The sequence below is a fragment of the Pararhizobium sp. LjRoot238 genome, assembly GCF_964252955.1.
Classification (GTDB): Bacteria; Pseudomonadota; Alphaproteobacteria; order Rhizobiales; family Rhizobiaceae; genus Pararhizobium.
Map to the genome: position 1 here is coordinate 123168 of NZ_CAXUPP020000001.1, position 25005 is coordinate 148172.

At 59.6% G+C, this 25005-nt stretch carries 27 protein-coding genes and 1 tRNA gene; 15 read left to right on the forward strand and 13 right to left on the reverse strand.

What is annotated here, in order from left to right; genetic code table 11:
* Positions 1–277: 277 nt before the first annotated feature.
* Entirely contained in the window at positions 278–538 is a 261-nt protein-coding gene (locus ACSQ3F_RS00705; protein WP_349433344.1) for a DUF1344 domain-containing protein, read from the forward strand.
* A gap of 114 nt (positions 539–652) precedes the next feature.
* Here the strand turns inward: ACSQ3F_RS00705 and ACSQ3F_RS00710 are convergent, their stop codons facing one another.
* On the reverse strand, positions 653–2452 hold the full coding sequence (locus tag ACSQ3F_RS00710; protein WP_436098443.1) for a GGDEF domain-containing protein: 1800 nt from the start codon (positions 2450–2452) through the stop codon (positions 653–655).
* Positions 2453–2608: 156 nt separating this feature from the next.
* Positions 2609–3157: an HdeD family acid-resistance protein gene (locus ACSQ3F_RS00715; RefSeq protein ID WP_436098444.1), complete on the reverse strand. Its 549-nt coding sequence runs from the start codon at positions 3155–3157 to the stop codon at positions 2609–2611.
* A gap of 145 nt (positions 3158–3302) precedes the next feature.
* Here ACSQ3F_RS00715 and betI point away from each other — a divergent pair, with 145 nt between their 5' ends.
* The 4 genes from betI to betA all read left to right on the forward strand — a co-directional run bounded on the left by betI (position 3303) and on the right by betA (position 8734).
* Positions 3303–3905, forward strand: coding sequence for a transcriptional regulator BetI (gene betI, locus ACSQ3F_RS00720; RefSeq protein ID WP_436098445.1), 603 nt, complete (start codon positions 3303–3305; stop codon positions 3903–3905).
* On the forward strand, positions 3902–5440 hold the full coding sequence (gene betC, locus ACSQ3F_RS00725; RefSeq protein ID WP_436098446.1) for a choline-sulfatase: 1539 nt from the start codon (positions 3902–3904) through the stop codon (positions 5438–5440). Before betI ends, betC begins: the two co-directional genes overlap by 4 nt.
* 1 nt (position 5441) lies before the next feature.
* On the forward strand, positions 5442–6905 hold the full coding sequence (gene betB / locus ACSQ3F_RS00730) for a betaine-aldehyde dehydrogenase (protein ID WP_436098447.1): 1464 nt from the start codon (positions 5442–5444) through the stop codon (positions 6903–6905).
* A gap of 179 nt (positions 6906–7084) precedes the next feature.
* A complete protein-coding gene (gene betA, locus ACSQ3F_RS00735) occupies positions 7085–8734 on the forward strand; it encodes a choline dehydrogenase (RefSeq protein ID WP_436098448.1) in 1650 nt (549 codons plus the stop codon).
* A gap of 6 nt (positions 8735–8740) precedes the next feature.
* Here the strand turns inward: betA and ACSQ3F_RS00740 are convergent, their stop codons facing one another.
* The 3 genes from ACSQ3F_RS00740 to ACSQ3F_RS00750 form a co-directional block, all read right to left on the reverse strand.
* The gene (locus ACSQ3F_RS00740) at positions 8741–9040 is read right to left on the reverse strand and encodes a type II toxin-antitoxin system RelE/ParE family toxin (protein ID WP_436098449.1); all 300 of its coding nucleotides are present in this window, start codon (positions 9038–9040) and stop codon (positions 8741–8743) included.
* Complete coding sequence (locus ACSQ3F_RS00745) at positions 9037–9309, reverse strand: YlcI/YnfO family protein (RefSeq protein WP_436098450.1); 273 nt, start codon at positions 9307–9309, stop codon at positions 9037–9039. Before ACSQ3F_RS00745 ends, ACSQ3F_RS00740 begins: the two co-directional genes overlap by 4 nt.
* Positions 9310–9441: 132 nt before the next feature.
* Positions 9442–10425 (reverse strand): calcium-binding protein, encoded by a 984-nt coding sequence (locus ACSQ3F_RS00750; RefSeq protein ID WP_436098451.1) that lies wholly within the window; start codon positions 10423–10425, stop codon positions 9442–9444.
* Between the two features lie 524 nt (positions 10426–10949).
* On the opposite strand from ACSQ3F_RS00750, the gene ACSQ3F_RS00755 reads away from it, so the two are divergent.
* Genes ACSQ3F_RS00755 through cysN form a run of 3 tightly spaced genes read left to right on the forward strand, consistent with a single transcriptional unit; the run spans position 10950 to position 14237 of the window.
* Complete coding sequence (locus ACSQ3F_RS00755; protein WP_436098452.1) at positions 10950–11735, forward strand: phosphoadenylyl-sulfate reductase; 786 nt, start codon at positions 10950–10952, stop codon at positions 11733–11735.
* Positions 11736–11775: 40 nt separating this feature from the next.
* Positions 11776–12729 (forward strand): sulfate adenylyltransferase subunit CysD, encoded by a 954-nt coding sequence (gene cysD / locus ACSQ3F_RS00760; RefSeq protein WP_436098453.1) that lies wholly within the window; start codon positions 11776–11778, stop codon positions 12727–12729.
* Complete coding sequence (gene cysN, locus ACSQ3F_RS00765) at positions 12729–14237, forward strand: sulfate adenylyltransferase subunit CysN (protein ID WP_436098454.1); 1509 nt, start codon at positions 12729–12731, stop codon at positions 14235–14237. The genes cysD and cysN overlap by 1 nt, the downstream gene beginning before the upstream one ends.
* Positions 14238–14355: 118 nt before the next feature.
* Here the strand turns inward: cysN and ACSQ3F_RS00770 are convergent, their stop codons facing one another.
* The 3 genes from ACSQ3F_RS00770 to ACSQ3F_RS00780 form a co-directional block, all read right to left on the reverse strand.
* Positions 14356–14610, reverse strand: a complete 255-nt coding sequence (locus ACSQ3F_RS00770; RefSeq protein ID WP_436098455.1) for a hypothetical protein — start codon at positions 14608–14610, stop codon at positions 14356–14358.
* 58 nt (positions 14611–14668) lie between these two features.
* Positions 14669–15148 carry a DUF2938 domain-containing protein gene (locus tag ACSQ3F_RS00775; protein WP_436102004.1) on the reverse strand — a complete coding sequence of 160 codons (480 nt, stop codon included), beginning with the start codon at positions 15146–15148 and terminating at the stop codon, positions 14669–14671.
* 303 nt (positions 15149–15451) lie between these two features.
* A tRNA-Pro gene (locus ACSQ3F_RS00780) sits at positions 15452–15528 on the reverse strand.
* A gap of 325 nt (positions 15529–15853) precedes the next feature.
* On the opposite strand from ACSQ3F_RS00780, the gene ACSQ3F_RS00785 reads away from it, so the two are divergent.
* Positions 15854–16264, forward strand: a complete 411-nt coding sequence (locus tag ACSQ3F_RS00785) for a hypothetical protein (RefSeq protein WP_436098456.1) — start codon at positions 15854–15856, stop codon at positions 16262–16264.
* Between the two features lie 159 nt (positions 16265–16423).
* Here the strand turns inward: ACSQ3F_RS00785 and ACSQ3F_RS00790 are convergent, their stop codons facing one another.
* Positions 16424–16780: a type II toxin-antitoxin system RelE/ParE family toxin gene (locus ACSQ3F_RS00790; RefSeq protein ID WP_436098457.1), complete on the reverse strand. Its 357-nt coding sequence runs from the start codon at positions 16778–16780 to the stop codon at positions 16424–16426.
* Entirely contained in the window at positions 16777–17037 is a 261-nt protein-coding gene (locus tag ACSQ3F_RS00795) for a CopG family ribbon-helix-helix protein (RefSeq protein ID WP_436098458.1), read from the reverse strand. The genes ACSQ3F_RS00790 and ACSQ3F_RS00795 overlap by 4 nt, the downstream gene beginning before the upstream one ends.
* 228 nt (positions 17038–17265) lie before the next feature.
* Here ACSQ3F_RS00795 and ACSQ3F_RS00800 point away from each other — a divergent pair, with 228 nt between their 5' ends.
* The 4 genes from ACSQ3F_RS00800 to ACSQ3F_RS00815 all read left to right on the forward strand — a co-directional run bounded on the left by ACSQ3F_RS00800 (position 17266) and on the right by ACSQ3F_RS00815 (position 19459).
* Positions 17266–17931: a dihydrofolate reductase family protein gene (locus ACSQ3F_RS00800; protein ID WP_436098459.1), complete on the forward strand. Its 666-nt coding sequence runs from the start codon at positions 17266–17268 to the stop codon at positions 17929–17931.
* Between the two features lie 145 nt (positions 17932–18076).
* Positions 18077–18400: a sunset domain-containing protein gene (locus tag ACSQ3F_RS00805; protein ID WP_436098460.1), complete on the forward strand. Its 324-nt coding sequence runs from the start codon at positions 18077–18079 to the stop codon at positions 18398–18400.
* Positions 18401–19011: 611 nt separating this feature from the next.
* Positions 19012–19254 (forward strand): GIY-YIG nuclease family protein, encoded by a 243-nt coding sequence (locus tag ACSQ3F_RS00810; protein WP_436098461.1) that lies wholly within the window; start codon positions 19012–19014, stop codon positions 19252–19254.
* Between the two features lie 16 nt (positions 19255–19270).
* Entirely contained in the window at positions 19271–19459 is a 189-nt protein-coding gene (locus ACSQ3F_RS00815; protein WP_436098462.1) for a hypothetical protein, read from the forward strand.
* Between the two features lie 486 nt (positions 19460–19945).
* Here the strand turns inward: ACSQ3F_RS00815 and ACSQ3F_RS00820 are convergent, their stop codons facing one another.
* The gene (locus ACSQ3F_RS00820; RefSeq protein ID WP_436098463.1) at positions 19946–21034 is read right to left on the reverse strand and encodes an FAD-binding oxidoreductase; all 1089 of its coding nucleotides are present in this window, start codon (positions 21032–21034) and stop codon (positions 19946–19948) included.
* On the reverse strand, positions 21024–22277 hold the full coding sequence (locus ACSQ3F_RS00825; protein WP_436098464.1) for an aromatic ring-hydroxylating oxygenase subunit alpha: 1254 nt from the start codon (positions 22275–22277) through the stop codon (positions 21024–21026). The genes ACSQ3F_RS00820 and ACSQ3F_RS00825 overlap by 11 nt, the downstream gene beginning before the upstream one ends.
* Positions 22278–22396: 119 nt before the next feature.
* On the opposite strand from ACSQ3F_RS00825, the gene ACSQ3F_RS00830 reads away from it, so the two are divergent.
* Positions 22397–23296, forward strand: coding sequence for a LysR substrate-binding domain-containing protein (locus tag ACSQ3F_RS00830; RefSeq protein ID WP_436098465.1), 900 nt, complete (start codon positions 22397–22399; stop codon positions 23294–23296).
* 27 nt (positions 23297–23323) lie between these two features.
* Here the strand turns inward: ACSQ3F_RS00830 and ACSQ3F_RS00835 are convergent, their stop codons facing one another.
* Positions 23324–24043, reverse strand: a complete 720-nt coding sequence (locus ACSQ3F_RS00835; RefSeq protein ID WP_436098466.1) for a GntR family transcriptional regulator — start codon at positions 24041–24043, stop codon at positions 23324–23326.
* Between the two features lie 259 nt (positions 24044–24302).
* Here ACSQ3F_RS00835 and ACSQ3F_RS00840 point away from each other — a divergent pair, with 259 nt between their 5' ends.
* Positions 24303–25004, forward strand: a complete 702-nt coding sequence (locus ACSQ3F_RS00840) for a GntR family transcriptional regulator (protein ID WP_436098467.1) — start codon at positions 24303–24305, stop codon at positions 25002–25004.
* Position 25005 lies beyond the last annotated feature (1 nt).

The window sequence follows — 25005 nt, forward strand, 5'->3', positions numbered from 1 at the left end:
AAGCTGTGTTTGCCCGCCGGCAGCGAGTGCGGCCGCAATTAAACAATGCGGCAAAATGGTAGCGACGCACGAATGCTGCGCCGCATCGTGGCAAAATTGCGCCATCCAAGGTTGTAGAAAAATTAAGTTTCTTTAATTTGAACGGTGCGGAAACCGGGGCTAGCTTCCTCCTCGAAACCGGGAGACGCCGGCGGTCCTCCCAGCCGCGACGCGACGAACTCCGGACGGTTTCATGACGATCGGTCCGTACACAGGGACCTTTACAAGGACGACACCCATGCGTGCTCTTCTGACCTCGTTGACCCTCATCTCCGCAATCTCGCTCTCGTCAGCCGCTTTTGCGGCCAGCACCACGACCGGCACGATCCGCGCCCTCGACACCAAGGCGATGACGCTGACGCTGAAGAACGGCACCCGCTACATGCTGCCGGCCAACTTCAGGAACCCGGGCCTCAAGGTCGGCGAAAAGGTTACGATCGCCTATGAGATGATCGGCAAGAAGCATCAGGCAACGGCCGTCACGCCGTTAACGCAGTGACACGCGGATCGTCGCATGAGGTTTCCTGATCGCGGCTAGACGCTTTGGGCTCATGCAGAAACGGGCTGGAATCCATGATGGGTTCCGGCCCGTTTTCGTTTCAGCCGCCGCCAATCAGAGCGCCACGCCGCCAAACGTGTCGAAGACCAGTCCACCGTCGCTTTCCTTGGCACGGCTCTTGATTTCGGCGATGCGGGCGCTGACGGCCTGGGCATCGGAAAAGACGAAACCTTCCGGCAGGATCAGTACCGCGATCGAGCAGCGCATCAAGGGGAAGATCGTCGTTTCGCCACCGCGGCCATGGCCGGTCATGTAGCCCGCCATCTGGTGTTCCTGCGAATAGAGCTGACGGACGTCGCTGCGGAACTCGGAAAGGACCCGGGTCAGCACCGATCCCACCTCCTCCTGCGTCCATCCGCTGACGCCGATGAAGAAATCGTCACCGCCGACATGGCCCAGAAACTTTTCCTCGCCAATGAAATGCCGGCGCATCAGGGCTGCGAACAGGGAGATGGCGAGGTCGCCTTTCTGGAAACCGTAATGATCGTTGAAGGGTTTGAAGCTGTCGAAATCGCAGTAGCAGAAGTAGCGCGCCTCATCGCCGTCGAGCACGGCGTCCTGAACATAGTCGCGGATCGCGCGGTTGCCCGGAAGCCCGGTGAGCGGATTCTGTTCCTGCGCCGTCTTCAGCTGTTTTTCGCTGATGATCTTCAAAAGCGACGAGGCAGAAAGAATGCCGGCATAGCGCATGTTTTCCGTCAGGATGACACAGTCGCTGCCGTCCATGCCGGCAAAGATCTTCAGCATCTCGTCGGCCGGCGTTTCCAGATCGGCGATCGGCGCCGGGCTGACGAAATGCGAGATGTGGCGCTGGTACAGATGGTTCTTCAAGAGGTCGCGGCCGAAGGGATGATAGATCATCTCCTTGACGTGATATTCATGCAGCACGCCGCGCGGCTCGCCATTGGCGTTGAGCACGGGGAAGAAGCTGCGCTGTGGCGCGCGGCGGAACAGCTCGAACACCGAATCCAGATCATCGTTTTCCCTGACCGCCGGAACCTGCTCGATCTGCTTGCGGATGAGGATGCTGTCGAGCGAGGTCGATTGGCGGCGGGCGCCGGCGCTCTGCTCCAGATGCGGATAGCTCGGCTGCAGATCGGCGAAATGCACGGTCGGGCGGGCGACGAAATAGCCCTGGACGAGATCGCAACCGAGATCGCGGCAGGTGGCGAATTCGGCTTCCGTTTCGACGCCCTCGGCGATGACGCGGGTGCCGAGCACGTGGGCGGTGTTGACGGTGTGGCGAACGAGATGGCGCTTGCGCGGGCTCGCTTCGATGCCGGAGATGAAATGCCGGTCGATCTTCACGTAGTCCACCGGCTGGTCACAGAGCAGCTTCAACCCGTTGAACCCGACGCCGAAATCATCGATCGCCAGCTTGAAGCCGGCAAGCCGCAGGCGTTTCATGAGGCCTGAAAAATCCGGCATCTTGCCGCTGTCGAAGCGCTCGGAAAGCTCGAAACAGATCGACGACGGCGGGATGCTGGCGCGCTTCAGGTGATTGCCGAGCCGCTCGACGAGATCGCCCTCCAGCCCGATCAGGCGGCTGTCGAAATTGACGAACAAGGTACGCGAGGTGAAATCCGGCAGGCTGGCGAAGCCGGCGAAGGCACGGGTGTTGATCATGTGCTCCAGCGCCAGGAGTTGCCCCGCCTCCTGCGCCTTGTCGAGCAATTCGAGCGGCGACTTGAAGCCCAGCCGTTCGAAGCCGCGCATCAGGGTCTCGTAACCGAAGACGGCGCCCGTGGCGATTTCGGCGATCGGCTGGAAGGCGTTTTCGATCGCGAGCTTGGCCAGGTTGACGATCTGGTCGTCGCCGAAACGGCGCAGGGACAGCATTTCAGCGGCGGACATGCGCAAACTCCCGGAGGCGGACATGGTCGCGTCAAGCATCGCGTCCGAGGCTTAAATTTTTCGTTTCCCCAGCATGACAGTTTTGTGAAAGTTCAATGAATGGCGAGCGTTAACCCGCAAGATACAGCCGCCTTTTCCAAAACGGCAAAAACACCGTCAACCCCTGGCGAGAACACCGAACGCGATGAGTGCAAGACCCTGCATGACGAGGTCGATCGCGAGGAACAGGCCGAGGATCCACAGGCTGTTGACCGGCCAGCCGGCGGCGATGATCAAGCCCGCCATCGCGGTGACCACGCCGCCAAGGGCAATCCATCCCCACCCCTTGAGCGGCCGCAGATTGAAGGCGGACCAGATGCGGAAGGCTCCGGCGACGATCAGCGCCACCGCCATCAGGATGGTGAGGATCGCCGACGCCAGGAGCGGATTGAGAAAGGCGAAAACGCCGGCCACGGTATAGCATGCGCCGCTCAGGCTCCAGTAGAGCACGCGCTCCCAGCCCTTGACACGGAAGGCCTGGGCGAGATGCAGCAGGCCGCCTGCCAGCATGACGATGCCGACGGTGTAGACGGAGGCGACGGTGGCGGCAAGCACGTTGCCGAAGGCGATGCCGCCGCCCATGATCATCAGCACGCCGAGCGCCACGAACCATCCCCATTTTTCGGTGACGGCCAGTTTTCCGGTGGGATCGAATGCCTGGGCCATGACGCAACCTCCAATTCCCTACGGGTGATCATTCGAGCTTAAATAGAGCGACATTCTACGATGAAATCAAAGGGAAAGATTTGGAATATTTTTATTGATTGACGGATCAATCAAAAATACACTGCCTTCATTAGAGGGATCGAAAATGCCGAAAATCGGGATGGAGCCGGTGCGCCGAAAGGCGCTGGTGAATGCAGCACTTCGCGTGATCGGCGACCAGGGCACTCTGTCGGTCACCATGTCCGACATTGCCCGCAACGCCGGGGTTTCGGCAGCGCTGGCGCATCACTATTTCGGCAGCAAGGAACAGCTGCTGATCGAGACGATCCGCTCTCTGCTGAAGCAGTTGCGCGACGATACGGTGACGGCGCTCCAGGCAGCGAAAACCGCGCGCGAACGGATTTCTGCCATCGTGCGCGTCAGCTTCCAGGCCGACCAGTTCGCGCCGGAAACGATCGCCGCCTGGCTCGCGTTTTATTCCGAAGCGCAGCGCTCGGAGGCGACCCGGCGTTTCCTCGTCATCTATGCCCGGCGGCTGCGTTCCAATCTCCTTGCCAACCTGAAAGCGCTGTGTGGCGCGGATGATGCGGTGCGCGTCGCCGAGGGCACGGCAGCGATGATCGACGGGCTCTATATTCGCAGGGCGCTCGGTTCCTCGCCGGTGACGGCGGAAGCCTCCATCGCGCTGACCGACAACTATATCACGCTCAATCTGGATGCACTTGCCAGGCAAGGATATGCTGCATGACCGCCCGCCGGCCGAATATTCTGATCATCATGGTCGACCAGCTGAACGGAAAGTTCTTTCCGGACGGCCCGGCGGAATTTCTCCACGCGCCGCACATGAAGGCGCTCGCCAAACGCTCGGCGCGCTTCCGCAACAACTACACCTCCTCGCCGCTCTGCGCCCCTGCCCGCGCCTCGTTCATGGCCGGGCAATTGCCGAGCCGCACGCAGGTCTATGACAACGCGGCTGAATATATCTCCTCGATCCCGACCTATGCGCATCACCTGCGCCGGGCCGGCTATTACACGGCGCTGTCGGGCAAGATGCATTTCGTCGGTCCGGACCAGTTGCACGGCTTCGAGGAACGGCTGACGACGGACATCTACCCGGCCGATTTCGGCTGGACGCCAGACTATCGCAAGCCGGGCGAGCGGATCGACTGGTGGTATCACAATCTCGGCTCCGTCACCGGTGCGGGCGTCGCCGAAATCACCAACCAGATGGAATATGACGACGAGGTTGCCTTCCTCGCCAACCAGAAGCTCTATCAGCTGTCGCGCGAGCAGGACGACGCGGAACGCCGCCCCTGGGCCGTGACCGTCTCCTTCACCCATCCGCACGACCCCTATGTGGCGCGCCGCAAATTCTGGGACCTCTACAACGACTGCGACCAGCTTCTGCCCGAGGTCGGCGAGATTGCCCTTGGCGAACAGGACCCGCATTCGCAGCGCCTCATCCACGCCTGCGACTACTCGAACTTCGACGTGAAAGAAGAGAACGTCCGGCGCTCACGGCAGGCCTATTTCGCCAATATCTCCTATCTCGACGAGAAGGTCGGCGAACTGATCGATACGCTGACCCGCACGCGGATGCTCGACGACACGCTGATCCTGTTCTGCTCGGACCACGGCGACATGCTCGGCGAGCGCGGATTGTGGTTCAAGATGAACTTCTTCGAGGGTTCGGCCCGCGTGCCGCTGATGGTCGCTGGCCCCGGTGTCACCCCCGGCCTGCATCTGGCGCCGACGTCCAACCTCGATGTCACGCCGACCCTCTGCGATCTCGCCGGCATTTCCATGGATGAGATCATGCCTTGGACGGACGGCGAGAGCCTCGTTCCGGTCATCAACGGCACTGAGCGCATCACGCCGGTGCTGATGGAATATGCTGCCGAAGGGTCCTATGCCCCGCTCGTCTCAATCCGCGAAGGCAAGTGGAAATATGTCCATTGCGCGCTCGATCCGGACCAGCTTTTCGATCTCGATGCCGATCCGCTGGAATTGAACAATCTTGCCAAGAACCCGGCCGATCCGGTGATCAAAGCGACGCTCGAGGCCTTCCGGCAGATGCGCGAGGCGCGCTGGGACATGCAAGCCTTTGACGCGAGCGTCCGCGAAAGCCAGGCGCGGCGCTGGGTGGTCTATGAGGCATTGCGCAACGGTGCCTATTATCCGTGGGATCACCAGCCGCTGCAGAAGGCGTCCGAACGCTACATGCGCAACCACATGAATCTGGATAATCTCGAAGAATCCAAACGCTTTCCGCGAGGGGAATAAGATGAAAGCCCAACCGCCAGCCTCCCATTTCATCGACGGCGAATACGTCGAGGATATCGACGGCACGCCATTCGACAGCATCTATCCGGCGACCGGCGAAGTGATCGCCCGGCTGCATGCCGCCACGCCCGCCATCGTCGAAAAGGCGATCGCGGCGGCCAAGCGCGCCCAGCCTGAATGGGCGGGATTAAGCCCAACCGCGCGCGGCCGCATCCTCAAGCGCGCTGCCGAAATCATGCGCGAGCGCAACCGCGAACTCTCGGAGCTCGAGACGCTCGACACCGGCAAGCCGATCCAGGAAACCATCGTCGCCGATCCGACCTCGGGCGCCGACGCCTTCGAATTCTTCGGCGGCGTCGCGGCGGCGGCTCTCAATGGCGATTACATCCCGCTCGGCGGCGATTTCGCCTTTACCAAGCGCGTGCCGCTCGGCGTCTGCGTCGGCATCGGCGCCTGGAACTATCCGCAGCAGATCGCCTGCTGGAAAGGCGCGCCTGCCCTGGTCGCCGGCAATGCCATGGTCTTCAAGCCGTCGGAAAACACACCGCTCGGGGCGCTGAAGATCGCCGAGATTCTACTCGAGGCAGGTCTGCCGAAAGGCCTTTACAACGTCATCCAGGGTGACCGCACGACCGGGCCGCTGCTCGTCAACCACAAGGACGTGGCCAAGGTGTCGCTGACCGGCTCGGTCGAGACGGGCCGCAAGGTCGCGGGTGCTGCAGCATCCAGCCTGAAGCACGTCACGATGGAACTCGGCGGCAAGTCGCCGCTGATCGTCTTCGAAGACGCCGATCTCGAAAGCGCCATCGGCGGGGCGATGCTCGGCAATTTCTACTCGACCGGCCAGGTCTGCTCGAATGGCACCCGCGTCTTCGTGCAGAAGGGCATCAAGGACAGGTTTCTTTCCCGCCTCAAGGAACGCACCGAAAAGATCATCATCGGCGACCCGATGGACGAGGCAACGCAGCTCGGGCCGATGGTGTCGCGGGCCCAGCTCGACAAGGTCTTCTCCTATATCGAAAAGGGCAAGGCCGAGGGTGCGACGCTCGTGACCGGCGGCGGCATTCCGAATTCGGTCTCGGCGCAAGGCACTTATATCCAGCCGACCGTCTTTGCCGACGTCACCGATGAGATGACGATCGCCCGCGAGGAGATTTTCGGACCGGTGATGTGCGTGCTCGACTTCGAACGCGAGGACGAGGTGATCGCGCGGGCCAACGGCAGCGAGTTCGGCCTTTCGGCCGGCGTCTTCACCTCGGACCTCACCCGCGCGCATCGTGTCGTCGACCAGTTGGAAGCCGGCACGCTGTGGATCAACACCTACAATCTGGCGCCGGTCGAAGTGCCGTTCGGCGGATCGAAGCAGTCCGGTTTCGGGCGGGAAAATTCGCTGGCAGCGCTCAATCATTACACGGAGCTGAAGAGCGTCTACGTGGCGATGGGGCCAGTGCAGTCGCCGTATTGAGCAGCATGCTTGGGCTAATCTCCCCCCTTGAGGGCGAGATGTCACGAAGTGACAGAGGGGGGTAAACTCTCCTCGCATTCTGAATGGGCTTACCCCCCTCTATCGGCGACGCCGACATCTCCCCCTCAAGGGGGGAGATCATCGCTAACCCGATCGCCAAACAAGAAAGAAACAAAGGCATGCAGGCAGATTTCATCATCATCGGCTCCGGTTCAGCCGGCTCCGCCCTCGCCTACCGCCTTTCGGAAGATGGCAAGAACACCGTCATGGTGCTGGAGTTCGGCGGCTCGGATTTCGGGCCGTTCATCCAGATGCCGGCAGCACTCGCGTGGCCGATGAGCATGAAGCGCTACAACTGGGGCTATCTGTCCGAACCCGAGCCGAACCTCAACAACCGGCGCATCACCGCGCCGCGCGGCAAGGTGATCGGCGGCTCGTCCTCAATCAACGGGCTCGTCTATGTGCGCGGCCATGCCGAAGACTTCAACCGCTGGGAGGAGCTGGGCGCGCAGGGCTGGTCCTATGCCGACGTGCTGCCCTATTTCAAGCGGCAGGAGCATTCGCACGGTGGCGAGGAAAGCTGGCGCGGTACGGACGGTCCGCTGCATGTCAAGCGCGGACCGTTGAAGAACCCGCTGTTTCACGCTTTCGTCGAGGCCGGCAAGCAGGCCGGTTTCGAGCTGACGGACGACTATAACGGTTCCAAGCAGGAAGGCTTCGGCCATATGGAGCAGACCGTGTGGCAGGGCCGCCGCTGGTCGGCTGCCAATGCCTATCTGAAGCCGGCGATGAAGCGGCCGAACGTCCAGCTCGTGCGCTGCTTCGCCCGCAAGATCGTCATCGAAAACGGCCGCGCCACCGGCGTCGAGATCGAGCGGGGCGGCAAGATCGAGGTGGTGAAGGCAAACCGCGAAGTCGTCGTCTCCGCCTCCTCCTTCAACTCGCCGAAACTGCTGATGCTCTCCGGCATCGGTCCCGCCCAGCATCTTCAGGACATGGGCATCGAGGTGAAGGTTGATCGGCCGGGCGTCGGCGCCAACCTGCAGGACCACATGGAGTTCTATTTCCAGCAGATCTCGACCAAGCCGGTCTCGCTCTATTCCTGGCTGCCCTGGTTCTGGCAGGGGGTCGCGGGCGCGCAGTGGCTGTTCCTCAAGCAGGGTCTCGGCATTTCCAACCAGTTCGAGGCCTGCGCCTTCCTGCGCTCCGCACCCGGCGTCAAGCAGCCGGACATCCAGTATCACTTCCTGCCGGTCGCGATCAGCTATGACGGCAAGGCGGCGGCGAACACGCACGGCTTCCAGGCGCATGTCGGCTACAACCTGTCGAAATCGCGCGGCAACGTCACGCTGCGCTCGGCCGAGCCGATGGCCGATCCGGTCATCCGCTTCAACTATATGAGCCATCCGGAAGACTGGGAAAAGTTCCGCCATTGTGTGCGGCTTACGCGCGAGATTTTCGGCCAGCAGGCTTTCGACCACTATCGCGGGCCGGAGATTCAGCCGGGCGACAAGGTTCAGACCGATGACGAGATCGACGCCTTCCTGCGCGAGCACCTGGAAAGCGCCTATCACCCCTGCGGCACCTGCAAGATGGGCTCGCGCAACGATCCGATGGCCGTCGTCGACCCGGAAACCCGCGTCATCGGCGTCGATGGTCTGCGCGTCGCCGACAGTTCGATCTTCCCGCACGTCACCTACGGCAATCTCAACGCGCCCTCGATCATGACCGGCGAGAAGGCGGCCGACCACATCCTCGGCAAGGGCATGCTGGCGCGCAGCAACAAGGAGCCCTGGATCAACCCGCGCTGGGCCGTGAGCGACCGGTAGGCCGGCTCAGTGGTAATCATCCTCACGCTGGTGACGAACGGCGAGGATGGTCACGGTGTCGCTCTCTTCTATTTCGAAGAGAGCCACATACCCCGATGATCCGAATGGAATCAGCAGTTCCCGCAGAAAAGGATTGTCCGGGTCAGGCTTGCGAGCAGAAAAGGGAAAATCAGCAAGCGTTGCAACTGCCTTGCGAATTGCCAAGGTGGCGCGCTCGGCGAGTGCTATGTCTACAGGCAGAAGATAGTCGTAATGTCTATCAAGGTCATCCAACGCTTCCTTGGTGAACTGCAGGTGAAAGCTCATTTGTCAAGTTTCGCCTTGGCTGCAGCAATTTTAGCTTCCAGATGAGCCAAGACATCTTCAGAGCTGTAGTACACTCCCGTACGCTTCGCCTCCTCGCGCGCCCTCAAGCCCCGCGCGATAAACTCTGCCTGCGTCTTCCGATAGTGGATCTGCGCTCGCAGCGAGTTTTCGACAAAGGCGGAGAGCGTCTCGCCCTCCTTCAGGACGCTTTCGGCAGCGGCGCGCAATTCCGGATCGACACGCAGCGAGGGAATGGTGGCGGTCTTCATGGGGATGCTCCGTGCGTTGCAATTGCGATGCATGATAGTCCGCGAATGAAAGACTTTCAACCGAAGGGAAAATCAAGAGGCCGGGCGACGAGCGCCCGGGTCTTTTGCGTTCGAACATTGTTCGCTCGACGATCAGGCGAAGAAGAAGTCGTTGCGGTGCAGGTCGGCAAGCTCGACACCCGACAGAACGATCGAGCCGTCGCCGTAGTCGATCGTTACACCGAGCGAGTTTTCCGTCGCGTTCGCCGTCACATCGGCGAAGGACGACAGGACGCTCTTTTCAAGAACGAGAACGTCGGAAACCGTCTTGCCGGCGGAGAAATCGGTGATGACGGTGCGCCCGATCGAGGCTCCGAACAGGAAGATGTCCTTGCCGGCGCCGCCGGTCAGCGTGTCGTTGCCGAGGCTGGCCGTCAGGCGGTCATTGCCGGCACCGCCGTTCAGCACGTCGTTGCCCGCTTCGCCGTAAAGCTTGTCGTTACCGGCCTCACCATAGATCTTGTCGTTGCCGAAACCGCCCTTGATGGTGTCGTTGCCCGTGCCGCCCTTGACGATATCATTGCCGTTCTGGCCGAAGAGGGTGTCGGCTCCGCCGCCGCCGACGAGCGTATCGTTGCCGTCGCCACCCTTGAGCCTGTCGTTGTTGTCATAGCCGCGGAAAACGTCGTTGCCGGAGCTTCCCTCAAACACCAGCGAGTCGCTCTCGAGGTATTCGAGCAGCAAAGTCGTCGCCGAGCCGGTCAGTTCGCCCCGAATGCCCTCTGCCAGGCTGCTGTCATTGATGTCGAGGCCGCTGATCGAGAGCTCTGTCGTCTGCGTGAAGGTGCGCGTTGTCGTGTCGAGCACGACGTCGGAACCGAAAATGACGGCGTCGAGGCTGCCGCTGACGGTATGCGTCGTCATGCTGTAGCTCCACGCCGTGTCATCGGCATCGAACACGACGCCGTAGCCCGAAGAGTCGGTGGCGGCGTATTGCTCGCCGGAAATGCCGTCGGCGCCGCTGAACTGGCCCCGGCCGGAAGCGGCGAAATCGCTCGCGAAATCGGCGAGATAGGTAAGAAGATTGATGCCTGTACCGTCGGCATTCACGTCGGTTGCTGTGATGGTGATCGTCATTGGCAGTGCCCCATGAATATGAACGCACGAGGCCTATTTTAAGATGAGTTATTTTGTCAAGTTAATACGAAATAAAGTGGATTATATTTGTCATATTTTTTTGCATTTCCGCCCTTTCCGGTAGCTGGTGCTCACAAAAGACCGATCCAGCGGCCGGCGAGCGGCGCGCCGAGCCCGTGGAAAAAGGACAGGAAAGCACAGAACCGTGCAATTGCGACACCGCCTGCGGGTGCGCCGGATGTGACGGCACGCCACGCGCCGCTCATATGCAAGCAGCCGAGATTGGCGATCGCCGCAGCGACATTGCGACCTTGATGAGAATGGACACGCCCGGCGAGGTAATGCCGCGCGATGCCCCCTCCTTGCAGTTAGCGAGAATAATCTATTAAATTACTAGGTTTTCTTAGAATTTTCCGCTTCGGAGAGATATTTGCTCTGATCCGCCGAGTTTAGAAATCCGTTTTTCTGTCTTTTGTCATAGAGGGCTGCGATATTCCGGGACAACAGAACCAGGATTTCCTCCCATGACATCCGCGTCACTCGAAAATCGCGCCTCGGCGCTGAACAAGCAACTCGAAAGCCTCGATCTCGCCGGCCGGCTGGCTTTGGTCGCCGGCCTCGAGGGCAAGGCCGTCTTCACCACCAGCCTCGGCATCGAGGATCAGGTGATTACCGCCGCGATCGGCGAGGCCAAGCTCGGTATCGAAGTCTCGACGCTCGAGACCGGCCGCCTCTTCAACGAGACCGTCGCGCTTATCGACGAGACTGAAGAAACCTACGGCATCCTGATCAAGCGCTTCTACCCCGAGCAGGACGACATTGACGCCTTCGCTGCAAAATACGGCATGAACGGTTTCTACGACAGCGTCGAAGCCAGGCACGCCTGTTGTGGCGCGCGCAAGGTGAAGCCTCTTGCGCGCGCACTCGAAGGGGCATCCTTCTGGATCACCGGCCTGCGCCGCGGCCAGTCGGGCAATCGCGCCGATACGCCGTTTGCCGAAGCCGACCTCGACCGCGGCCTGATCAAGATCAATCCACTGGCCGACTGGGATATCGAGACGATCCGCGCCCATGTGGCGGCAGAAGCGATCCCGGTCAATCCGCTGCATGCCCGTGGTTACCCCTCGATCGGTTGCGAGCCCTGCACCCGTGCCATCAAGCCCGGCGAGCCCGAACGGGCCGGCCGCTGGTGGTGGGAAAACGACGAGAAGCGCGAATGCGGCCTTCACGTGCCGGAGACAGCAGCCTCAGCCATTCCGCAATCGACACCTCTTGCAAGCAGTCCCCTTACCGGCAATTTGGCGCGCTAGACCGCGCGACTTGCCTCACAGACACTCCCGGAGACTTGAAATGCCTCATACCCTTCCGGAAACGGAACTGCACAATCCGCAGACGGCCAAGACGCCGCTCGATCCGCATTTGAAGGCGCTCGAGAACGAAGCGATCCATATCTTCCGCGAAGTGGCCGCCGAGTTCGACAAGCCGGTGATGCTCTATTCGGTCGGCAAGGATTCGTCCGTGCTGCTGCACCTGGCGCGCAAGGCCTTCTATCCGGGCCGCGTGCCCTTCCCGCTGCTTCACGTCAACACCGGCTGGAAATTTGCCGAGATGATCGCGTTTCGCGACGAGACCGTGAAGAAATACGACCTCGACTTCATCGAGCATATCAATCCGCGCGGTGCGGCCGAAACCGTCTCGCCGTTTTCCCATGGCTCGGCGCTGTTTACCGACATCATGAAGACCGAAGGCCTGCGCCAGGCGCTCGACGCCGGCGGCTTCGACGCCGCTTTCGGCGGTGCGCGCCGCGACGAAGAGGCCAGCCGCGCCAAGGAACGCATCTATTCCTTCCGCACGCCGGAGCATCGCTGGGATCCTCGTGCTCAAAGACCTGAACTCTGGAACGTCTATAACGGCATGATCCGCAAGGGCGAAAGCGTGCGCGCCTTCCCGCTGTCGAACTGGACCGAGGTCGACATCTGGCGCTACATCGAGGTGGAGGATATTCCGCTGGTGCCGCTCTACTACGCCAAGAAGCGACCCTACGTGGAACGCGACGGCATGATGATTCTCGCGGAAGACCCGCGGCTGGAGCTTCTGCCCGGCGAAACGCGCAAGGAGGGCATGATCCGTTTCCGCACGCTCGGCGATTTTCCGCTGACCGGCGCGATCACCTCCAAGGCCACCACCCTTGAAGAAGTCATTGCCGAACTGGAGATCGCGACGGTTTCCGAACGGCAGGGCCGCGCCATCGACCGCGACCAGTCCGGCTCGATGGAAAAGAAGAAGCGCGAAGGATATTTCTGATGACCGTTTCCGCAATCGCTCAAGCCGCAGCCATTGAGGCAAAGACCGGCACCGTCGCCGCCTTCCCGGCCGCCGAGCCCGCGCGCCTGCCGCGCGACACGCGCCCGCTTCGCCTCATCACCTGTGGCAGCGTCGATGACGGCAAGTCCACGCTGATCGGCCGCCTGCTCTGGGACACCAAGGCCGTCAAGGAAGACCAGGCGGCAACGCTGCGCCGTGACAGTGGCAAGCAGAACGATCTCGGCCTGCCCGATTTCGCGCTGCTGCTCGACGGTCTTCAGGCCGAACGCGAACAGGGCATCACCATCGACGTCGCCTATCGCTATTTCGCAACCGACAAGCGCTCCTTCATCGTTGCCGACACCCCCGGCCACGAACAATATACCCGCAACATGGCGACGGGCGCTTCTACCGCCGATCTCGCCGTGCTGCTCGTGGATGCGCGAACCGGCCTGCTCGAGCAGACGCGCCGGCATGCGACGATCGCAACGCTGATGGGCATCAAGCAGTTCGTGCTCGCCGTCAACAAGATCGACTTGACCGGTTACGACCGCGCCCGCTTCGACCAGATTTCGCATGAATTCAAGGAACTGGCGCTTTCCCTCGGCGTCCGCCAGATCACGGCGATCCCGGTCTCGGCGCTGAAGGGCGAGAACGTGGTCTATGACGGCAAGGCTTCCATGCCCTGGTATGACGGCCCGACGCTGGTCGAGGTGCTGGAACTGGCAACGGTGCGCTCGGCGCAGACGGTCGGCTTCCGCCTGCCAGTGCAGCGCGTCTCGCGCCCGGGCGAGAGCTTCCGCGGTTATCAGGGCACGGTTGCCGGCGGTTCGGTGAAGCCCGGCGATTCGGTCGTCATCCTGCCTTCGGGCATGGTTGCCAACGTCACCAAGATCGTCACCTTCGACCTGGTGCGCAACGCCGCCGTCGCGGGCGACGCTATCACGCTCGTTCTCGACCGTCAGGTCGATGTTTCGCGCGGCGACATGATCGTTTCGCTCGAAAGCCAGCCGCAGACGGGCCTTGCCTTCGATGCGCAGCTCGTTGCCCTGCAGTCGGACGGCATCCAGCCCGGCAAGCGCTACTGGCTCAAGAGCGGCTCGCGCCGCCAGCGCGTCAGCGTGCAGCCTTCCAGCCTGCTTGACCTGAAAAGCGGCAAGTGGAACCACCACGCCGATGCGCTCGCCATGAACGCCATCGGCAAGGTGCATCTCTCCTTCGACGAGCAGGCCGTATTCGATAGTTACGAGCAGAACCGCACCACCGGCGCCTTCATCCTGATCGACCCCGACACCAATAACACGGTGGCCGGCGGCATGATCACCGCCAAGCGCTCGTCGCTCGGTGGCATCCATACCGAAGAGGGCCGCGTCATCCTCTCGCTGCCGGCGGATCTCGCCGACCAGCTGATGGCGACCGAACTCTTTTCGAGCCGCCGCGAGGAAGCCGAAATCCGCCGCGTCAGCGCCGGCAAGGCCAGCGAAGTGTTCGACGGCCTCGACGGCTGATCGCCGCCGCTTCCGATACGCCTATGAAAAAGGGCTGGTCGTTCTGACCGGCCCTTTTTCATTTCCTGCGCGACCGTTTGCTGCACAAGCCGCCGCCGAAAAGGGCAAGCCTTTTCATTCAGCTTTGAATTCCGGCCGATGCCTCGACAATCGCCTTCAGCTTCTCGATATCGGCGGCTTTCAACGCATCCGGCTCCATGTCGCGCACCGGCTTGAACCAGGCCGCAGCCTCGCGCATCGGGGCGGCGTAGGGCGGCGGGTATTCGCCAAGGCCAAGGGCCCATTCGCGCACGGTTTCGCGCTCCATGCGGCCGGCCTTGTAGCGGTCGTGGATGCTTTTGGCGGAGGCGATCAGGTCGTCTATCTTTTTCAATGCATGTCCTCGAACGGCGGTGCACGAAGCCATAGCATCTCGGCCGTGAGAAATCTTCCTAGCGGATGAGAAGCGCCGTCCCGAACATGCCCGCCGCAAAAATCGTGTGGCTGACAAGATTGAGCACGCGCACCCGGTTGGCATTCGGAAGTTTCGAAGCCGCCCAGCCGAGCCCGAGACCGGGCTGCAGCAGGAACCAGCCCGCGCCCACCGTGGCGATGCCGAGGATCCAGGCCGGCAGAAATGCCGGCGCAGCAAGCCATGATGGGCCTGTGAAGACGATCAGAAGGATGCCGTAGAGGATGCCGACAGCATAGTGGCCGATCCACCCCAGGGCCAATTCATGTTCATAGGGTGGGGCCTTGCCGATGTCCTCGTGGAAGATCTTTCCGGAGCGGAGATGCCAGAACCACCGCCCGACCGGCGCCCAGTTCGGCCAACGCTGACCGGGCAGGAAGGACAACAGGATGGCCCAGAGATCCATGAGAACCGTGCCGCCAAGACCGATCGCCACGCTGCGCCAGAAGATATCGAACATGTTCAACCTGTTTCTGACCAGTGCGCCGGGCACGCGAGCCGCCTGTCTGAAGGTGCTGCGGTGAGCTGCGCGGGAAAATGATGGTTCGCATCTGCGGGGGGAGGCCGTGAACTGCAGCTGCACGGCAGTTGTAGCTCATCTTTCGCTTTTCGGTCAAGAAAGACGGCCGCGCTCCGCTGTTGAGAGGCTTGCGTCTTCGGTGCCACGCATTTGTGAGACCGGCTGGACCGACGAAGAATGGAAGAAGAGGATTTTAGAATTCGGGATTTCGTCTTGATTCCATAAAGCAATCAAGATTTTAGCTGGTCGGAGTGAGAGGATTCGAACCTCCGACCCCGTCGTCCCGAACGACGTGCGCTACCAGGCTGCGCTACACTCCGTGACCAGCGGCGCCTCTATAGAACAGCATTTTCCTTTCCACAAGCGTCAAAATGGAAAAATCGCAAAGTCGGCTAAAAACAAGGGGTAAAGGCCCCCCCGGCTGTGAACAACTGTGACGTCGCCAAGTAGCGCCACACTCCCCTCCCGCTGGGGCGTTTCGGCAACGCTTGCGAATTTATGCGCGCGACTGCGCCTATAAGTCATTCTGCCGATTTTCTTTCGAGGCCTTTGGCGCTAGAGGCTGGGTCGAAAGCCTTGGCTACCCGCGTGTTGCGCCGCCTTGGCCGCGTCAATTTCAGAACGAACGCCAAAGGGACTTGAGATATGAATTTCCGCTTGATGACCGTGGCCGGCCTTGCGCTGGCGCTTGCCGGCTGCACGACCACTGGGCCGGCTCGAAATGCCGTCGAATCGCGCTGGAACGGCCAGCCGGCCGGCACCTTCTTCGCCCAATTCGGCCCGCCGCAGTCCGACGTCGAGAGCGGCGACATGACGGTCTATTCCTGGAAGGGCGGCTACAAGAAGCGCACGGTCCCGGCGCAATATGCCGAAGGCGAGGACGGCAAAAAGGGCAAAAAGATCGCCTCTGCCCGCACCGAATCCTTAAGCTGTTCCGTCCAGCTGACTGTCTCCTCCGACTACGTCATCCGCTCGGTGCATGTGCTCGGCGATCGCAAGACCTCGACCGGCCCGAGCTGGTGCGACGAGTTCCTCGCCGGCGACAAGGCGAAGTAACGCCAGCTACAGCGCCGCGCGTCCGTCCAGACGCGCAAAGGTCGCTGTAACACTTTGATCTGCTGCATAATTTTCCGCACCTATCTACCAAAGAAAGGTAGATACAATGCAAAAGCGGCAAGAGCCATACGTCTCTTGCCGTTAACGCGGATGACATTTTTACAGTGTCGGATTGCTGTCCACTGAAACGTTATCTAAGCCTTCTTCCAGATCATCATCAATTTCGACATCGGGAGTTGGCATCAGCATGCGTCCATGACGTATGGACGTGACCTCAATTTGAGAGCCGTCATAGGAATAGTCGAGGAGGTAATCGCCTGTTACCAGAGTTCTGCTCCCTACGATTTGCAGGCCGTGCATATGGTTTCCAGAATCTGGAAAGCTTTGGAGCATGCGCTTGGCGTCCTTGATGGCAAGCGAGAAGTTCCTCGCTGCTACTAGATTTCTCTGGCGCAAATATTCCGATTCATTTCTGATATAATTTGCTGCATCCCTCGAAAGTTTAATCGGGATCATGCAACTTTTCCGGCAATAATGCGATCCATGTCAGCAATTACATCATCGATGTCCTCGTACTCGCCTGCGGCGATTTGTTCTCGCCCTCTCCTTGCCGCGAGAATGTCAGAGCCTTCATTCAAAAGGTATGTTCTCAGCGCCCGAACGATGATGTAACTTCTGGAACGTTCGGTCGATTCAGCAATCAGCTCGATATCTGACAAAACATCCAGCGGAATTCGAAGTGTGACCGATTCTGACGTATTAGGTTTCGTCATCTGCATCCCCCTTTTGAATTTGTAAGACAATGTAAGACAAGTTGCGCTCCGTAGCAAGCTCATAACTTCAAGCACAAACAACCCGACATCGATCAGCCCGCCAGCCCTCCCCGGCGGGTTTGTTTTTGTCCGGCTTTTCTCGCCAGGCGTGCCGCGATTGCCCCTTGACCGGCCGGATATCTGACCCACCTCTCTCCCGGAGGAAACCCGCATGCAAGGGAGGAGAAAATGAGGAAGGTCGTTGCTTCAACATTCCTGAGCCTTGATGGCGTCATGCAGGCCCCGGGCGGACCGGATGAGGACCCGACCGGCGGGTTCAAACATGGCGGATGGCTCGTCAACTACTGGGACGAGATGATGGGCACTGTCATGGACAAGATGTTCGGCGAGCCCTTCGACCTCCTGCTCGGGCGCAAGACCTACGAGATCTTCGCCGCCCACTGGCCCTATGTCGGCGAAGACCACCCGATCGGCAAACGGTTCAACAGCGTCACCAAATATGTCGCCACCAGCTCGACCGAACCGCTCACCTGGCAGAATTCCGTCGCGCTCAAGGGCGGCGCTGCCGTCGCGGTGAAAACGCTGAAGCAGGGCGACGGCCCGATCCTTTTGCTGCAGGGTTCGGGCGACTTGATCCAGACCCTGCTTTCAGCCGACCTGATCGACGAATTCACGCTTTGGACCTTCCCACTCGTGCTTGGCCGCGGCAAGCGGCTGTTCGGCAAGGGCGCCATGCCGGTTGCGCTGAAACTGACGGATTCGAAGGTCTCGACGACCGGGGTGACGATCAGCACCTACGTGCGGGATGGCGAGATCGTGACGGGCTCGTTTGCGCTGAAGGAGCCGACGGCGGCGGAGATGGAACGGCGGGCGCGGATGGCGCGGGAGGGATGAGGTTTGGAGGGGCTCTGCTCAAAGCAGGTCGCCCCGTCATGGCCGTTCGGAGTATCTCCGGCCTTCTTGACCCCCACCAATAGTACAGATTTAACTAATATAAGGCTTCGACTACTATTTGGCGCAGACCTTTGGGGGGAGGATCATGCGTCATCGCCAGTTCCATCGACAGCAGCAGCGCCGCTCCCTGCTCGCGTCTATAGCGGCCGCACCGGGGATCGCGCTGGGCCTGCTTGCGGTCAGTGCGGCTGGCATCATGAGCGCCGAGGATCTGCTTTCGTCCCTCAGCCAGACTGCGAAGGATTGCAATATCAAGGGCAACATCAGCATCAGCACCGGAGAACGTATTTTCCATGTTCCCGGACAGGAATATTACGCCGCGACGACGATCAGCCCGCAATATGGCGAACGGTGGTTCTGTTCGGAGGCCGAGGCTTGGGCGGCGGGTTGGCGCAAGGCGAGGAATTAGGCGCGCGGCACGGCGAGGTTGATGCTTCGCCAGTCGCTCATGAGCCCGCCGGTGAAGATCGGCGGGCTTTTCATTTCTAGCGCAGTGGGCACTATGAGGTGAGGATTGGGAATCACCAGCATGAGTAGCGACCACGTAAAGCAGGAAATACTTCGTAAAATACGGGAGGTTGCAGCCACCAACGGTGGAAGAGCGCCCGGTATTGAACGTTTTGAAGGCGAAACGGGTATTAAGAGACACATCTGGCAGGGAAAGATATGGCGGAAATGGAGTGATGCCGTCGCTGAAGCGGGGCTTGCACCGAACGAGCTACAGGGTTCGCTTAGTAATGATGAATTGCTGCAACCTGTCTTGGAGATATCAAAGTCTCTAAACCGCTTTCCAACGACCACTGACTTGCGGTTTGAACTGCATCAGCGGGTAGGCAGTCCGAATTATAAGACCGTTCTTGACCGATGGAGCATGTCCGAGTTAGCGGCCGCTATGGGGGAGTATGCGGAACGTGTTGGCGAACCCGTCGTTGCCGCACACGCGCGCGCCTACGTCCCGCCGCGCCGGAAAGCGGAGAATGATGGGATGGTGAAGCCCCGTCTACCGTGGGGTATGTCTACATGCAGCGACACGGCTCTGATTATAAAATTGGCTTCACAACCTCATTGAACAAGCGCGGCCGGCAAATCCAGATTGAGCTTCCGCAGGAGATAGAGCTTGTCCACTCGATCCTGACTGACGATCCGGCAGGCGTTGAAGCCTATTGGCACAAGCGGTTCGCTGCGGAACGGACACGTGGGGAATGGTTCAAGCTGACGAAGGCTGATGTTGCCGCATTCAAACGGTGGTCGAAGATTTGGTAGTGGGGAAGCAAATAACATGGGTGCGATACTTGCCCTTATGATGACGGGATTCGCCGTCGTCGGCGTCTATAAATTTCTTACGAAGCAGGACTTCAGACAAAGCCTTCTTGCCGAATTCGCCGGTTCGCCCATTGAGACGACCTTTGTCTTTTGTGGTGCGGTTGCGGACTATTGTTCTTCTGGGGCGTTTTTATTCCTGCCCTAGGAACGATCAAGGTTCCGATGATGGGCAAGCGTTATGATCTTTGGGCGGTCGCGGGCATCGCCTCGCTCGTGGGATTCGCGATCATGGGAATTTACGTTTGGCTGAAGACGCCTCGCCATCCCAAATGATACGTGTGGATCATCCATAAAGCTGTAACACTTAGGTCTTTCTGAATTCCATAAGTCTTTGTTTTTATTGAAAAAATAAGGTGTGGCTGGGGCGCCTGGATTCCCAGCTAAGGATTCGTCCCTTTTTCAAGCCATTGAGAAGGCTATCAAATCTCGATCACCTGATATTCGTGTACGACAGTCTTGTACTACAGTCTGGCACGACAGTCCGGGGGGACGGTTGCGATTTCACGGTTATCCCCTGGCTCTTGCGAGAACACCGCTGGGCCTCGAGGTCAGCACTTAGGAGAAGCTGGCGGAAATAATTTCCGCTTTGCGCGCCAAAAGGAGACTTTGCTCTCGTCTTTGAAAAGACGGCTCAGCGTTCAATCACCAAATCACTGAGCGGCTTAGAACAGCATGGCAGGAAGAATCCTGCATCGATTTCGCGCTGGCGGATGCCGCCATTGTGTTTCATATCCACCGTTCCACGGACGAGCTTCGACTTGCACGTGCCGCACAAGCCGTTTGAGCATGATGACGGAATTTTCACTCCGGCCTTCTTTGCACACGAAAGCACGGTTTGCTCGGATGTTACGTCCAGCGTGCGGCTCTGCCTGGCGAACTCGACCTTGAAGGACTTCAGCTCCGCCTGTTCCGCCAAAGGAATCGACGCATCTTCGATGACGGCAGCATCGAAGCTCTCTTCGATGTAATTTTCGGGCGTCACGCCCAGTTCGGCGGAAATCTTTCGTGCTGCCGCCATGAACGGGGCCGGTCCGCAGCACATGATCACCCGCTCCGAAAGGTCCGGAATGATGAGCTGGAACAATTCACGCGAGATCCTGCCGTTGAGGCCGGACCATGAGGTTTCGCCGGTCAGCGTCTCCGGCAGAAAGTAGAGGCGAAATCCCTTCAGTCTCGTCGCAAGGCTCGCCAGTTCGTTTCGAAAAATAAGATCGCCCGGAGAGCGGCCAGCATGCAGGAAGATTACGTCCATTGGCAGCGTCATGTCCGCAAGCTCCCGCGCCATCGACATGACGGGAGTTATTCCTGATCCACCGCTGAGGAGCAGATATTTCTGGTTCGGACGCATTGGGCGGACGAACTGGCCCAGTGGCCCATTCGCCTGGACGACAGCACCCGGAGCGAGATAATCGTGAAGCCAGTTGGAAGCATTGCCACCCGGAACGCGCTTTACTGTGATCGAGATCGCATTCGTCCGCAGCGGTGAAGAGGAGATGCTGTAGCATCGCGTTTCCGTGTCGTCGCCCGCTCCGACGTCGAAGGCGAAATACTGGCCGGCCGCAAATGCGATGTGCTTTCCATCCTTCGAGACGAAGGTGAAGGTTTTCACGTCCGGCGTTTCCGGGTGAACATCGATGCAGAGGAGCTCGTTGTCGGTATCGGGGTTCCAGTACGCCTGCCCCACGGGCGCACCGGCTCCGTGTGCGACTTTAATATCCATGAGCCCGCATCCGTTCGACATACCACGTTGAAAAGTTATCCAGCTGTCCCTCGGTGAAGCGCGAATAGGGACCGGGCTCATAAGCAGAATCTTCGACGCCCAGCTGCGAGCGGCTGACGAGCTCCGCATCCTGATCGGTGGTCGCGACCCAGACGTTGGTCAACTTTTCCAGATCGTAATCGACGCCTTCGACCGCATCCTTGTGCACAAGCCATTTGGTGCGAACGAGTGTCCGGTTTGCGGAAAGCGGAATGACCATGGCGGTGACGGCATGGTCGCCCATGAAATGGTTCCATGCGTTATGGCCCCAGAGATGGGTGTCGCCGAGGTCTTTCCGCGTCATCGTACCGAGAAGCTTTGCCGATGCGGCGGTTGCATCGGGGGTCTGGGATTCCCCTGCCCCGGCGATGATCAGGCGCTGCGTCCGGAAATTCGTCTCATGGCCGGAGAGTTGCTCCACGGGCGACGAGAGGTGGCCGTCCGCCTCCCAGGCCGCGATGCGCTCGGCGTAGAGCCTCTGGTGTTTCTCTGCCTCCGCACGATCCTCCTCGCTCAGCGTTGCGGGATCGAATCCGAAGTCGAGATCAATGAAGGAAACGCAGAGTTCTGGATGATTGGCGGTGCAATGGTAGCACTCGCGGTTGTTTTCCATCGTCAGCTTCCAGTTGCCCGTCTCGATCACATCCGTCTGATGGGCGATCCTGGCATTTCGAATGTCGTAGGGCGCGAGGCGTTCCTCCATCACGCGCTCGAGATGGGCAATATCTGCCGGCGGCGTGTCGGAGAGACAGACGTAGATCAGCCCGCCGATCGACCGGAAATGCACCGGTTTCAGGTTGCGGCAGGACTTGTCGAAATCCGTGCCCATATGCGGCGCATGGATGAGCTCGCCGGACAGTTCGTAGGTCCACTGGTGATAGGGACAGACCAGTTTCGAGATGACGGTTGGACCCCCGTCGAGAAGCCGGGTACCCCGATGCCGACAGACGTTGTGGACCACGCGAATCTGTTCGTCATCGTCCCTCAGAAGGATCAGGCTGGTGGTGCCGATATCGATGACGGTTGCATCGCCAGCTTCAGGGACGTCACATTCCAGGCCGACGTAAATCCAGTGCTTGCGAAAGAATACATCGAGATCGGCCTGAAAAACGTCATCGCGCGTGTAGAGGCCGGCAGGGAGCGAATAGCCGTCGGCGCGGGAATCGAGGATTGCAGAGATTGAAGACGGAAACTTGTTTAGCATGATATCCTCTTATGCTTTCGGCATAGAGGATGAGGCAAAATTACTTGTTTTCAACGGCATAAATTATTGTGTGTGACATAATAAAATATCATGTGAAAATGCGCTTGGAGATATCGACAATGCAATTCCGCAAGAAATTGCCCTCGCTCACGGCGCTTGTGGCTTTGGAGGCAGCCATCCGGCATCGCAGCTTCACGGCGGCAGCCAGTGAACTCGGCGTGACACAGGCTGCGGTCAGTCGCATGATCGCGCTTCTGGAAGACGATTTCGGCCGGCCACTCTTCAATCGCGGGCATCGGACGATCGAACCGACGCCTGCCTGTCTTATCCTTGGCGCGACGCTCGCAGACAGCCTTTCCAATATCGCCGACAGCGTGGATGCGGTGCGTGCGAGCGTAACCGATGTGGTGACGATTGGTGCCACGATCGCATTCTCGTCTTTCTGGCTGCTTCCGAAGATCGCCGAGTTCCGCCAGCTCAATCCTGAAATCCAGATTCGCGTCGTCTCACAGGACAGCAAACTTGATCTGGCAAACGGCGGCGTCGACATCACGATCAGATATGGCGTGCCGCCCTTCAACGACGGGATTGTGCTGGGGTCGTGCGGCGACAGAATCTACCCCGTCTGCTCTGCCCAATATGCCGCTTCACGCCGTGTGGCGGATTTCCCCGATGGCGACTACGAGCTGATCGAAACCGATGTTCGGAACAGAAGCTGGTACAGATGGGAAGACTGGTTTGCCCGTCGCGGGCGCAAGCCGGATAATCTGCGCTCGATGCTCCGCTTCAGCCACTACACGGAAACGATTTATGCCGCGCGGGCCGGCCAGGGCGTTGCTCTGGGGTGGGATACGCTCATCAAGACATTCCTTGCAGACGGCAGTCTCGTCAAAGTTGGAGATACAGAGTTCGAGGCGGAAGGACGATACAACATTCTGGTTCCGGTCGACGCCAAACGATCCGCGATTGCCGATTTCACGGCCGGCTGGTTGACGCAGGCACTTCAGAAAACGTTCTGACTGGCCGGACGAGTACAGCGCACAGCTTCAAACCTGTTGCGCATTCTTCTCTGGCGACGGGGCGACAGTTTCGGCGGCGGTATCTGCCTTCATATCGCTGGGCACGACATACAGTTCCATGTTTTCGCGCGACAGCTCCCAGTGTTTGAATACCAGGTCGACGACTGTGTGCTCGTCGTGGGCCTTTATTGCTTCGATAAAGCCGTCATGGTGTTCAACAGCCAATTGAAGGCGTTGCCGCATGTCATCATTGCGGGGATGAAAAAAGGTGTGACCGATGCGAGCGTGGTCCACGAGGAGCCGGCCCAGGCTCGGCTGCAGATAGACGTTGCCGGACATCTCTCCCATGATCTCGTGAAATCTGTTGTTCTCCAGAACCATCTCAAGCGTATCAAGGTTCTGGCTGGCGGCCCGAAACCTCTCCTGCGTATCGATTAGGTCCGACAACTGCTTAGGCTTGAAGTTGTGCACCGCCAGGCGTCCGATCGCCGCATAGATCATCGGCGCGACAAGGAAGAAATGTCGGAGCGTCGAATGGTTCAGCGGGATGACACGCGCGCCTCTGTTCTCCCGGATATCAATGTACCCTTCCCCTGCTAGGCGACGGAAAATGTCCCGCACGGGCGTACGCGAGAGACCATACTTCTCGCTGAGGCTGACCTCGTCCAAGTCCTCGTCGGGGTCGAGTTCCATCGTCAGAATCTGGCGCTTGAGATCGTCGTAGAGACTGCTCTTGCCGCTCTTCATTTCAATTCATTCCCCGACGTCGAGATGTTCCGGTCGCGATTGGCTTAACCCTCACCAGCGCCGTTGGCAATCTTGATATTTGATCGGCGCGACAGCGATTGCCGCGTTGATATCCATCGGCAAATCGCCATTTGTATTTTCTTTGTGCAATTATTGTGTACTTTAAAAATACAATTTTGTTGACTCATGAAAAATCTCATGCAATTTCTCCCCTCACCAGCCGACAGCGCGGCGGGCCAGTTCACAGCGGGGATTTGGGATGAAAGGCGGCAAGAGCGAACTCTACGACGACCTCAAGCGTCAGATCCTGACGATGGAACTCGATCCTGATGAAGACCTGGACGAAGTGTCTCTGAGCGAAAAATACGGCCTGTCACGGACCCCAGTCAGGGAAATCTTCCGTCGCCTGCAGGGCGAAGGTTACGTGGATATACGCACGAACAAAGGCGCTCGGGTCATCCCGATGAACCATTCGACGCTGCGCCACTTCTTCCTTGTTGCGCCGATGGTCTACGCGGCCATCGGACGCCTCGCGGTTCGGAATTTCAAAACGAAGCAACTGTCCGAGCTGCAGATAACCCAGGAACAGTTTCGCGCCGCGAGTGTCTCGCACGATGCGCTTTCGATGACGCTCTCAAACAACCGGTTTCACGAAATTATTGGCGAGATGTCGGGCAACGAATACCTGCAGCCGAGCCTCGGTAGGTTGCTGATCGACCATGCTCGCATCGGCCACACGTTCTTCCGCCCACGCAACGCAGACATGCAAGAGCGGCTTCGAAAATCAGTCGGTCACCATGACGGGTTCATCGCGGCGATCACCGCCCGTGACGAAGACGCCGTTGTCGACCTCGTGTTCGAACACTGGGAACTGTCGCGCGAGAACATGGAAATGTTCATCGCACCCCAAGCACTCAAGGCGGACGCACTGGTCGAAACGCCGACGCAATCGATGGAGTAGT

Excerpts from the sequence above, each read along its gene's own strand:
- ACSQ3F_RS00705 (WP_349433344.1), top strand. The coding sequence starts at position 278 with ATGCGTGCTCTTCTGACCTCGTTGACCCTCATCTCCGCAATCTCGCTC.
- ACSQ3F_RS00710 (WP_436098443.1), bottom strand. The coding sequence starts at position 2,452 with ATGTCCGCCGCTGAAATGCTGTCCCTGCGCCGTTTCGGCGACGACCAG.
- ACSQ3F_RS00715 (WP_436098444.1), bottom strand. The coding sequence starts at position 3,157 with ATGGCCCAGGCATTCGATCCCACCGGAAAACTGGCCGTCACCGAAAAA.
- betI (WP_436098445.1), top strand. The coding sequence starts at position 3,303 with ATGCCGAAAATCGGGATGGAGCCGGTGCGCCGAAAGGCGCTGGTGAAT.
- betC (WP_436098446.1), top strand. The coding sequence starts at position 3,902 with ATGACCGCCCGCCGGCCGAATATTCTGATCATCATGGTCGACCAGCTG.
- betB (WP_436098447.1), top strand. The coding sequence starts at position 5,442 with ATGAAAGCCCAACCGCCAGCCTCCCATTTCATCGACGGCGAATACGTC.
- betA (WP_436098448.1), top strand. The coding sequence starts at position 7,085 with ATGCAGGCAGATTTCATCATCATCGGCTCCGGTTCAGCCGGCTCCGCC.
- ACSQ3F_RS00740 (WP_436098449.1), bottom strand. The coding sequence starts at position 9,040 with ATGAGCTTTCACCTGCAGTTCACCAAGGAAGCGTTGGATGACCTTGAT.
- ACSQ3F_RS00745 (WP_436098450.1), bottom strand. The coding sequence starts at position 9,309 with ATGAAGACCGCCACCATTCCCTCGCTGCGTGTCGATCCGGAATTGCGC.
- ACSQ3F_RS00750 (WP_436098451.1), bottom strand. The coding sequence starts at position 10,425 with ATGACGATCACCATCACAGCAACCGACGTGAATGCCGACGGTACAGGC.
- ACSQ3F_RS00755 (WP_436098452.1), top strand. The coding sequence starts at position 10,950 with ATGACATCCGCGTCACTCGAAAATCGCGCCTCGGCGCTGAACAAGCAA.
- cysD (WP_436098453.1), top strand. The coding sequence starts at position 11,776 with ATGCCTCATACCCTTCCGGAAACGGAACTGCACAATCCGCAGACGGCC.
- cysN (WP_436098454.1), top strand. The coding sequence starts at position 12,729 with ATGACCGTTTCCGCAATCGCTCAAGCCGCAGCCATTGAGGCAAAGACC.
- ACSQ3F_RS00775 (WP_436102004.1), bottom strand. The coding sequence starts at position 15,148 with ATGTTCGATATCTTCTGGCGCAGCGTGGCGATCGGTCTTGGCGGCACG.
- ACSQ3F_RS00785 (WP_436098456.1), top strand. The coding sequence starts at position 15,854 with ATGAATTTCCGCTTGATGACCGTGGCCGGCCTTGCGCTGGCGCTTGCC.
- ACSQ3F_RS00790 (WP_436098457.1), bottom strand. The coding sequence starts at position 16,780 with ATGATCCCGATTAAACTTTCGAGGGATGCAGCAAATTATATCAGAAAT.
- ACSQ3F_RS00795 (WP_436098458.1), bottom strand. The coding sequence starts at position 17,037 with ATGACGAAACCTAATACGTCAGAATCGGTCACACTTCGAATTCCGCTG.
- ACSQ3F_RS00800 (WP_436098459.1), top strand. The coding sequence starts at position 17,266 with ATGAGGAAGGTCGTTGCTTCAACATTCCTGAGCCTTGATGGCGTCATG.
- ACSQ3F_RS00805 (WP_436098460.1), top strand. The coding sequence starts at position 18,077 with ATGCGTCATCGCCAGTTCCATCGACAGCAGCAGCGCCGCTCCCTGCTC.
- ACSQ3F_RS00810 (WP_436098461.1), top strand. The coding sequence starts at position 19,012 with ATGCAGCGACACGGCTCTGATTATAAAATTGGCTTCACAACCTCATTG.
- ACSQ3F_RS00815 (WP_436098462.1), top strand. The coding sequence starts at position 19,271 with ATGGGTGCGATACTTGCCCTTATGATGACGGGATTCGCCGTCGTCGGC.
- ACSQ3F_RS00820 (WP_436098463.1), bottom strand. The coding sequence starts at position 21,034 with ATGGATATTAAAGTCGCACACGGAGCCGGTGCGCCCGTGGGGCAGGCG.
- ACSQ3F_RS00825 (WP_436098464.1), bottom strand. The coding sequence starts at position 22,277 with ATGCTAAACAAGTTTCCGTCTTCAATCTCTGCAATCCTCGATTCCCGC.
- ACSQ3F_RS00830 (WP_436098465.1), top strand. The coding sequence starts at position 22,397 with ATGCAATTCCGCAAGAAATTGCCCTCGCTCACGGCGCTTGTGGCTTTG.
- ACSQ3F_RS00835 (WP_436098466.1), bottom strand. The coding sequence starts at position 24,043 with ATGAAGAGCGGCAAGAGCAGTCTCTACGACGATCTCAAGCGCCAGATT.
- ACSQ3F_RS00840 (WP_436098467.1), top strand. The coding sequence starts at position 24,303 with ATGAAAGGCGGCAAGAGCGAACTCTACGACGACCTCAAGCGTCAGATC.